This is a genomic window from Streptomyces sp. NPDC045701, from assembly GCF_056432045.1.
In genome coordinates, this window is record NZ_JBWKJV010000094.1 from 1 (window position 1) to 8966 (window position 8966).

The 8966-nt window shown below is 63.0% G+C and carries 7 protein-coding genes and 2 pseudogenes; 5 read left to right on the forward strand and 4 right to left on the reverse strand.

Going from position 1 to position 8966, the window contains the following annotated elements; all coding sequences use genetic code 11:
- Nucleotides 1-668 precede the first annotated feature (668 nt).
- On the forward strand, nucleotides 669-1049 hold the full coding sequence (locus AC07DW_RS32310) for a cytidine/deoxycytidylate deaminase family protein (RefSeq protein ID WP_478861215.1): 381 nt from the start codon (nucleotides 669-671) through the stop codon (nucleotides 1047-1049).
- A 437-nt stretch (nucleotides 1050-1486) separates the two neighbouring features.
- Complete coding sequence (locus AC07DW_RS32315; RefSeq protein ID WP_478861210.1) at nucleotides 1487-1852, forward strand: YbjQ family protein; 366 nt, start codon at nucleotides 1487-1489, stop codon at nucleotides 1850-1852.
- 752 nt (nucleotides 1853-2604) lie between these two features.
- On the opposite strand, the pseudogene AC07DW_RS32320 reads toward AC07DW_RS32315, so the two are convergent.
- From AC07DW_RS32320 to AC07DW_RS32335, 4 genes and pseudogenes are all read right to left on the reverse strand, one after another.
- Nucleotides 2605-2736, reverse strand: a pseudogene (locus AC07DW_RS32320) (ATP-binding protein); the annotation flags it as partial.
- 142 nt (nucleotides 2737-2878) lie between these two features.
- Entirely contained in the window at nucleotides 2879-3124 is a 246-nt protein-coding gene (locus AC07DW_RS32325) for an ATP-binding protein (RefSeq protein ID WP_478861211.1), read from the reverse strand.
- 311 nt (nucleotides 3125-3435) lie between these two features.
- Entirely contained in the window at nucleotides 3436-3852 is a 417-nt protein-coding gene (locus tag AC07DW_RS32330) for a Mu transposase domain-containing protein (RefSeq protein WP_478861212.1), read from the reverse strand.
- A gap of 813 nt (nucleotides 3853-4665) precedes the next feature.
- Nucleotides 4666-4974: pseudogene (locus tag AC07DW_RS32335) on the reverse strand (ATP-binding protein); the annotation flags it as partial.
- Nucleotides 4975-6112: 1138 nt separating this feature from the next.
- On the opposite strand from AC07DW_RS32335, the gene AC07DW_RS32340 reads away from it, so the two are divergent.
- The 3 genes from AC07DW_RS32340 (at nucleotide 6113) to AC07DW_RS32350 (ending at nucleotide 8816) form a co-directional block, all read left to right on the forward strand.
- The gene (locus AC07DW_RS32340; protein ID WP_478861213.1) at nucleotides 6113-6445 is read left to right on the forward strand and encodes a WhiB family transcriptional regulator; all 333 of its coding nucleotides are present in this window, start codon (nucleotides 6113-6115) and stop codon (nucleotides 6443-6445) included.
- A gap of 395 nt (nucleotides 6446-6840) precedes the next feature.
- Nucleotides 6841-7515 carry a response regulator transcription factor gene (locus AC07DW_RS32345; RefSeq protein WP_478861214.1) on the forward strand — a complete coding sequence of 225 codons (675 nt, stop codon included), beginning with the start codon at nucleotides 6841-6843 and terminating at the stop codon, nucleotides 7513-7515.
- 461 nt (nucleotides 7516-7976) lie between these two features.
- Nucleotides 7977-8816: a HAMP domain-containing sensor histidine kinase gene (locus AC07DW_RS32350; protein WP_478861216.1), complete on the forward strand. Its 840-nt coding sequence runs from the start codon at nucleotides 7977-7979 to the stop codon at nucleotides 8814-8816.
- The last annotated feature ends 150 nt before the right edge of the window (nucleotides 8817-8966 follow it).

Genomic DNA, 8966 nt, shown 5'->3' on the forward strand with positions numbered 1-8966 from the left:
GCTGTGGTGATAGAAGCCCTAGACAAGCCTCATCATCCCAGCTCAGGAGGCACTTTCGCGTTTCCGATCAAGATCCGGACGCCACCGCAAGTGAAACGCGGAGGCTAGCTGTCGGCGCCGGGTACCTGATGCGGAAGCGGCACCCGCATCAGCTGAGACAGAACCGTGCACCGCAAGAGCGTGACGTTCAGGTACGCAGCATCGGCCGCCGCCCCGGTCGGCCAGGATCACACCGACCGGCCTCGACCAGGCGCTGCGACTGCGGTGTGCGGCGCTGCTACCGCACGGTCAGCCCTGCCACCTGCTCGGCAAAGGTCACTTCGGGCAAGTCGGCGGGCTTTCGCAGTACAGGCCGCGTACGGACAAGTCGATGCACAGAACCCGACCTCACGAAAGATCGAGCAAAAAGATCAAGTCCAGACGAGATTCCGGCTCAGGACGTTCCCATCCTCACGTGTCCACCGTCCGGCCGGGCTTATCGGCTGGTCGGGGTTCATCAAAAGATGACCGTCTAGGCTGAGGCACCCACCAAGCCAGGCAGCGAATCAGCCGGTAACCTAGAAAGCCAAGAGTTCAGCATACGTTACTCACAGATGTGCGGGCCTGAGAGTCGAGCCTGTCGGTGGGAAGAGGAGCCAAGCAGGGTGTCCGGTATCAGAGCGGTGTTGATGAAGCGAGCCGTTCGTGAGGCAATGAGTTCGTCATGCCGGTACCAGGTGGGGGCAGTGCTGGCGATGGGGCGACGAGTCCTAGCCGTTTCCTCGAACGTTAGGCGGAACGCTCCTACCGTTGACTATGCGCACGCCACTTTTCATGCGGAAGAAGCCGTGCTGCGCCGAGTACGGCGTCCGCAGGGGGCAATTATGTATGTTGCGCGCATCAACCGGCTGGGTGAGACATGCATGGCTCGTCCTTGCGCAAGATGTCAGACTCTGTTGCTCGACGCAGGGGTCAAGCAAGCCCACTTCACTGTGACTACAGCAGTATGTGATTCCCTGGACTTTCGTTCGGCCTTGCTTCCAGGTACAAGGCTTGACCACCTCCAATAGGCACTTGATTTAATGTAACGGTTCGGCAGAACAATCACCGGAAGGGCTCCGCTGTTGGGGCCTGTCCCCGAGGATTGGACACCTGTTCCCCTGTTTTTATGCAGGCGTCATGGTTGGTAGCTGAGTGCTGCTCCGACGCGATCGGTGCCTGTCGGAAGACGGCCAGGCGGCAAGTGCGGGCCCCGTCGAAGCGTCGGCGCCACGGGAGCGTCTCGCGTTCGGGCCGCGCTGAAGCTCTCGGGGACTGCGGTTTTTGGCGCTCGTGGCGGCGGCGCCCATGGACTGCCTCCAACTCTGCGCAGCATCGCAACAGCAGACCCCGCAAGACCGTCCATGGAAGACGCCCGCCGAAGCCCTCAACAGGCCGAAGTATCATGCTGCACAGGTTGCGCTGGCAGCCTCTTGGCAGGACGATCGTAGAGGAGGTGACGTGGTTTATGGGCATCGAAGAGTACGGGGGCGGGCAGTCACCAGATTCGGACATCCTCATCGTCACGACGAATGACGCGCCCGGTTATCGGGTGCAGCAGGTGATCGGTGAGGTGTTTGGCCTCACCGTCCGATCGCGACACGTGGGTAGCCAGATCGGGGCCGGCCTGAAGTCGTTGGTCGGGGGCGAACTAAAAGGCATGAGTAAGACTCTCGTCGAGACGCGCAACCAGGCTATGCAGCGTCTTACAGAGCACGCGCGAGCGCGGGGTGCCAACGCCGTCCTCGCGTTTCGTTTTGACGTCGCGCAAGCGGGCGATATCGGCACGGAGGTCTGTGCGTACGGTACGGCCGTGGTCGTTGTGCGAAATTAGCTAGCTTTATCCCGTGGGCGTCGTCCCGGGAGCCCCAGCTGCCGCCGGTGGCTCGACGGTCTTTTCCAGACCGCGGCCGCGTCCTGTTCTCAGGTAGGCGACCCCATCACCCCGCCCAGGTCCGCGATCAAGTGCCCGGTGATGTTCAGTGACGAGGCTCCGGCCAGGCGGATCGACCGAGTAGTGGCGCTGTCGACGCCGACGTAGCAGTCCCTCGGTTTCGTCCGCTGCGGTGCGATATGCAGGTGCTCGCTGACCGCGCGATCGTATTGCGGCCCGGCATCGCTGTGATGGATCAACTGGCTTCGCGGACGGGGCTTCCTTCGTGACCGCGGCGCCGCAATACATCCGCAGCGGCACGCCGACCAGCTCCACGTCCTTCCAGACGGAGGCGTGCCAGCTGACGGTTCTCTGGGAGAAGCAGTCCGCGATGAACGCCACGCAGGTGAACGACTGGCAGGTCCGGACGGAGGTGAAGTCGGTTATCCACTTCTGGTCGGGAGCCGGAGCTGTGAAGTCACAATGCAGCAGGTCCGGGGCCCGTGCGGCCAGTCCAGGCGAGCGCATGGCCCGGTCGACGGCTCCGACAATCTTGCGCCGGCCATAGAGCCCTTCCGGAGCCAGCACACGCTGCCCGCCCCCATTGGTGGTGAAGGCCGACACCTTACGGCGACCGCTTGACCGCGAGGTGTCGGCGTCGGTTGGAAAATGGACCAGTTTGGCCGCGTGAAAAGTGACCCGCTAGTGTCGGTTCAGTCGTTCTCGCTGGCAGTTGGAACGCGTCCGAGTTCTCGTCCTTTCATTCGGTAGGAGTCGCCTTTGACGGAGTGGACCTCGGCGTGGTGGACGAGGCGTTCGATCATGGCGGCGGCCACGGTCTCGTCACCGAAGACCTCTCCTCACCGTCCGAAGGGGCTTGTTGCTGGTGACGATCACGGACGCTCGTTCGTATCTGTTCGAGACGAGTTCGAAGCAGGTTCGCAGCTTCGGCCTCGAAGGAGATGTTTCCCACTTCGTCTACCACGATCAGCGGATAGCGTCCAGGCCTGGTGAGTCGCCGACGAGGCCGCCGGTGTGGTGCGCTGCGGCCAGGCGGTCGACCCATTCAGCGGCGGTGGCGAACGCGACGCGGTGGCCGGCCTGGCAGGCGCGGACCGCCAATCCGGTGGCCAGGTGGGTCTTCCCGGTGCCGGGCGGGCCGGGGAAGATGACGTTCTCCTTGCCCGCGATGAAGTCCAGCGTGCCCAGATGCGCGACTTTCTGGCGCGTCAAGTTCCTCGAGAGTCTTTACCGCGGGGAAGGGCGGCGCGGACTCGCGCCTCGCCGCCGTGGGATTCCCGGGCGGAAACCTCCCGCTGAAGTACGGCGACAAGGTACCCGGCGGGGGTCCACGATTCCTTCCTGGCCCGTTCCTCCAAGCGCCCAGCGGCGTCCAGGAGGGCGGGAGCCTTCGTCCCCCGGGCGAGGAAGGCCACGTCGGAGGCAGTTTGCTGTCCGGTTTGCCGACTCGCTTCAGTCTCGGCGCCGGTGGTGTTCCCGACGGTGGTGCGGGGCATATCAGCCCACCTCCCTGCCGCCGTCGATCACGGTGAACAACCGGTCGCAGGAGCCGGGCCCGCGTTGCCCGACCTCGACCAGCGGGTCGTTCCCGACGGACCGGATGTGACCGGCGGCGGGCCGCTGGCGATGGTGCTCTTGCCGCATGATCCGGCCGGTCCCGGCGCGGTGGGGTCGGTATTGGTCTGGTGGCGGGCCCAGCAGCGCGCGTGTTCGGCGACGATCTCCCCGTCGGCCGCGAGGACGATCACCTTCTCGTTGTCGCACAGGACGGTGACGTGATGGCCGATCGCGGCCGGGTCGACCGAGTAGTCGCAGGTATCGACGCGGACGTAGTGGTCGCGGCCCAGGCGGGTCTGAAACCGCCACCGGCCGACGGGTCCGAGGCCAGGGAGCCAGCATCTGAGCCCGGTCCGCCTCCCGCCGGTCCGTCGGACGGGCACCGAGGGTGCGGTGGGTCCTGCGGTTGGCGACCTTGAGCCAGGCCGTCAACTGGGTGCTGAAGTCGTCCGGACCGCTGAAGGGGCGGCCTTGCAGGAACGAGGTCTCCAGATAGCCGTTCGCCCGCTCGACCAGCCATTTCGCTTCTGGTTCCCGGGGCCGGCACAAATAAATCTTCGTGGCGAGCAGGCCTGCGGACGCGGCGAACTCACTGGCCAGGGTGCCGCGGCCGGCTCCGGCCTCGTTGCCCCATACGAGCATCTTCGGGACCGCACCCCACCCGGTCAACAGCCGCCAGTGCCCGTCGGTCAGGTCCCCGGTCCGCCCCGAGGGCAGCATCCCACGCGGTGATCACCCGCGAATAGCCCGAGACCATCACCAGCACCGGCATCCGCCCGGCCATAGCCGAGCGGGATGTCCGTCTCTGGGAACCACAGGCCGCACTGAGCCAGCTCGCCGGGCCGGTAGACCGTCCTCGAAACCGGGTCGACCGGGGACCTACGCCGGGCCGCAGCTCACGCACCCGGTCTTTGAGAACGGTCCTTCCCCGATCCCAGCCGATCCGCTCCGCGGTCACCGTCGCGGGCATCGTCGGTGTCTGACGCAGAAGCTCCCTGATCGCTCTCGACCGCTTCGGCCGCCGAGCCCCTTGCCGCACGTTCGTACTTCGGAACCCGGCCGGTGGCCAGAGCGCGTTGACCGTGTTCCTCGAAATCCCCAGTTGCCGGGCGATCGCCCGGATCGCCATCCCCTCGGCCTGTCCGCGTACTCGTCTGAGTGCACCACCGCGTACGAAGTTGTGTGCACCACTGCTCGGCCACGTCGGTGTCCCGCTCGATGGCCTGGAGGCGGTTCTTGAGCCGGTAGCTGTTGCGGTTGACGGGGACGACCTCGCAGTGGTGCAGAAGACGGTCGGGAATCGCGGTGGCCAGGACATCGTCGCCAAAGACCTGGCCCCACTCGCCGAAGGTCTTGTTCGAGGTCAGGCTGATGGAGCCTTTCTCGTAAGGCTTGGAGATGACCTGGAAGATCAGGTTCGCCCCGGCTCGTCCCAGCGGTTGGTAGCTCACTTCGCCGACCACGAGGACGCTGGGGCGGAGGTAGCTGGTGAGATTGCTGATTAGGGACTGTATTAGGTTGTGATCGGTTTGCTGGGTCTGCCCTCGCTGCGAGGGTGGATTTGGCAGTCCGGTAGGCATGACGCGTGCGCAACTGACGGACGAAGTGGGGGATTGGTCGAGCCATACCTGCCGATCGGCGAGTACGGCCCGTGCCCCGAGCGGCTGCGGCCGCAGGAGCGTGATCTGGAAGTTCCGCTCCAGAGCACAGTGGCGGGAGATCCCGGACCGGTCCGGCGCCTGGCAGACCGTGCACAACAGGTTCAGGTCCGGCATACGGCCAGCAGACAACCTCGGCAGCGTGTCCTTACACGGCGATCTTTTCGCGCATCCCCATCAGTGCCCGAGTCATCGCGGGGCGGCGGGCGGCCAGTCCGTTGTAGTCACCGAGGGCAGGAGCAGCACAGCCACACCCACCACCCCTGGGCCCCCCGCTCCTACGAGTGACCGGGACCAACCCGTCAACAACGGAAGGAACGGCAGAGAAGTCAGAACGGTTCACCCATTCCCTCGTCGTCTCCAGCAAGTCAGTGCGGCGCTGCTGAGGCAGTACGAGATCGACACCGGTCAGGTGCCGCCCGAGCGTACGCGTCGAGGGCTGAAGGGCAGGACCCCGCCCGTTGACAGCCGCGTCGGCTCAAAGTGCACCTGATCGGTCGACAAAGGACAAAGGCGGGATGCGGAATCATGAACACTAGGCCCTTGCGGCCATGAATTAATGCCTAGCGATTCAAAAGGATCCCCGAATGAATGCAACAATCAACAAAGGGCGGGCCGCCGGTGAGGTGCCTGACCGTCTGCGGGCATTGCAGCGAAACGCTCGGATCAAACAAATAGATTTGGAGCAACGCGCCTTTTCTGAGATACATTGGGAGGCGGCGCCACGGTTTCTCTGGCCGACGGCTTCTCCGGCTTACACCTGTTGACTGTGTATGGTGCCGACCCGATCGGGCGGGCATGATCTTTACGATAGTTCAATTCAGGAAGCCGCGCAAGCCGCGTTTATAGGACCTCTTACAGCTGAACTTGCCCAAGCGAAGGTACTTACCCCTAGTGCCCGCAGCAGTGCAGAGTTCAGGCTTTAAGAGGGGGGAAATTCTGTACCTGCTCCGCATTCTTTATGGCCCCGAAAAGCAGTGGAAAGATGAATAAAGAGGACAAAGTTTACCGCGACCCCAGGCTGCTACCGCAGAAGCACCGTCGCACCTTCCCGCGCATACCAGAAAATGCGGTCGTAGACTCGAATTGGGTGCGCTTCGCAGCTTGCTCAAGCTCTCCCGACAACCTCTTCTACGATTATGACAGCCAGTCACTTGAGCAGGCACGAAAAATATGCAGAACATGCCCTGTGGTACTCCAGTGCGCCACGCATGCTGCATCCGTCCCTGAGCGCTTCGGCGTTTGGGGTGGCAAGTCGCCGCAGCAGCGAGGCTGGGATGAGACCGGTAAGCGAGTGGCGAAAGCCAGCGGCTCCTAGCCCGGGGTGCCGATGGCCTGCCACCTATCAGCCAACGGACCCGGCCAAGAGTTACCTCCGGCACCCTAGATTTCCCGATGAAAAGGCCTCCTGGTTCATCACACACGGATTATCATTAGGATGTCTTTGTACTCTAGAGTCGCGAACGGCAGACGCCCCCGGGGTGTCTGGGGGGTGGTCCCAGCGCATGTCCGGGTGATGAACGCCGGGGCATTTTCGCCTGCGCCCAGCTTTCGAGACGCAGTCCCGTGTTCAGTCGATAAGTGGTGCCAGGTGGCCCGACAGACCCCGGGGCGGTTTACATTTTCTTTAAGGAGCGTATGCCACGCTGGCTGTGCTGTCCGGCCTGCGCTCCGCGGCTGGCAGAGGTTGGGAGTGTACAATCCGTGCGGATAGTGCTGATCGAAGACGATAAGGAAGTTCGTGACCAGTTGACGGTGGGGTTGCGGCGGCTTCATCACGAAGTGCTCCCCAGTGCTTGCGGCTCCAGCGGTCTGGGTCTGGCCATGACACAGGACCCCGATTGTGTTGTTCTCGACCTCGGCCTCCCCGATCTCGATGGCTTTGATGTGCTTAAGATGATTCGCTTGGTATCGTCCACCCCCGTTCTTGTAGCTTCGGGGCGCAATGCCGAGGCCCAAGTCATCAGAGGCTTGGAATTGGGCGCCGACGACTACCTCACCAAACCGTTCACTGCTGCGATGTTGCATGCCCGCATGATGGCCGTCACCCGTCGGTGCCGACAGCTACCGGAGCAGGACGAGATACACGTCGGTGGCCTCGTAGTCGATCTCAGAGGCCATTCCGCCCACCTGGATGGTCAGCCGCTGTATCTGAGACCGAAGGAATTTCGGCTCCTTGCTTATCTTGTTGCAAATGCTGGCCGCGTGATAGGGAAACAGGAACTTTGCGCTGAAATCTGGGACAGTGATGTGGGCTGTGCGGAGACAACGCTTGGGGTACATCTGTCATGGCTGCGGAGGCGGCTGGGAGAATCCGCAGCGCAGCCCCGCTACCTCCACACAGTTCGCGGAGTGGGGGTGAAGGTGATGGCGCCGCCAGCGCGGTGAGGCGCCGCGTCGCGCTATTCACTAGCGCATTGAGCTTCGGGTGCCTGCTGCTATTTTCTATAATTTTCTCAATCTGGCAGCGCAGCAACTATATCTCCGAGGTCGACATCCTTGCAGACGCCAACGTCCGTTTGGTGGCGGATGCGATACATTCCTATCCCGCGACTACCTCTCGGGAGAAACTCCTCGACGGGGTGGAGGGGGGAGGGCTGCCCACGGGGGTGCATACCGTGGTCTCTTTAGCTGGCGCAGACCTGCATGGCAGTCCGGATACTTGCGTACGCTCTCTCGGTGTATCCGTCGGAGTGGACGAAACGAAACTGTCCTGGTGCGGAGCACGCCGGGTGGCTGTGACGGCGACAACATCAGCGGATGGCCACCCAGCGTGGGTGGCCGTAATCATCTCAACGAGCGGGCAGAGGCGCTTCCTTGTGCTCCTAGCGCAAATAACTAGCGCTGCTATGGCTCTCCTGCTAGCTGCCGCAGCCCTCGCCTCCGGCCTACTAAGCCAGTCAGCTGCCGGGCCTATCGACGATCTCGTGAAGGCGGCTAACCAGGTTTGCTCTGGCGATCTGACCCCTCGGGTAGATCCCCGTGGACCCGCCAAACTCCGCCGTCTAGGTCTGGCATTTAATAAGCTGATGGAACAGATGCAGAATCTGCTTAACAGTGAGCGGGAAGCATACGCCGACCTCTCCCACCGCCTGAGGTCGCCTCTCACCGCGTTGATGCTGCAGATTGAGGCGCTAGGGGATGTCTCGGCTTCGGAGCGGCTGTCGCCCTTCGTGACACAGCTTCAACAGGAGCTCGACACCATCATCGGCCAGGCTCGGGATCCCCGTCAGCGTTGCGGACGGCCGAGCGCTGATGCCGGTGAGATTGTAGCAGAGCGTGTCTCATTCTGGTGGCCTCTTGCCGAGGACGAGGTCCGGCGTTGTATGGTCCATCGGCCGCAGACTAAGTGTCTCGTTCGGATACACAGTAAGGACCTCGTCATTGTCGTCGATGCCCTGATTGACAATGTTCTAACTCACACACCTCCTGGCACGGACTTGTCCATCACTGTCACCCCTGTTTCTGACACCTCGATCGCTGTGGTGGTTGAGGATAACGGCCCGGGGTTTCGCGACCAGAAGGCTGCTGAGCGGGGCCGCAGCGGCCGTGGTTCCACGGGGCTTGGACTCGATATAGTCCGCCGTACTGCCGAGGCTGCAGGCGGAGCTCTTCTTCTCGGGCGCTCCAGCATGGGCGGTGCTCGAGTCGAAGTACGGCTGCCGAATGCAATCGAAGGGAGGAGCTGAAGGGCGGCTGTCTGGCGTCTATGGTTGTCGGCATCTCGTGAATCAGTGAGGGCCTGACTGAGGTTTTCTCAGCGAAATGATCTCGCGGCTGCTTGGACGTGAAGCCGGCTGCGGGCAGACGTGAAGCCCCTGGTAGGACAGGTCTCTCAC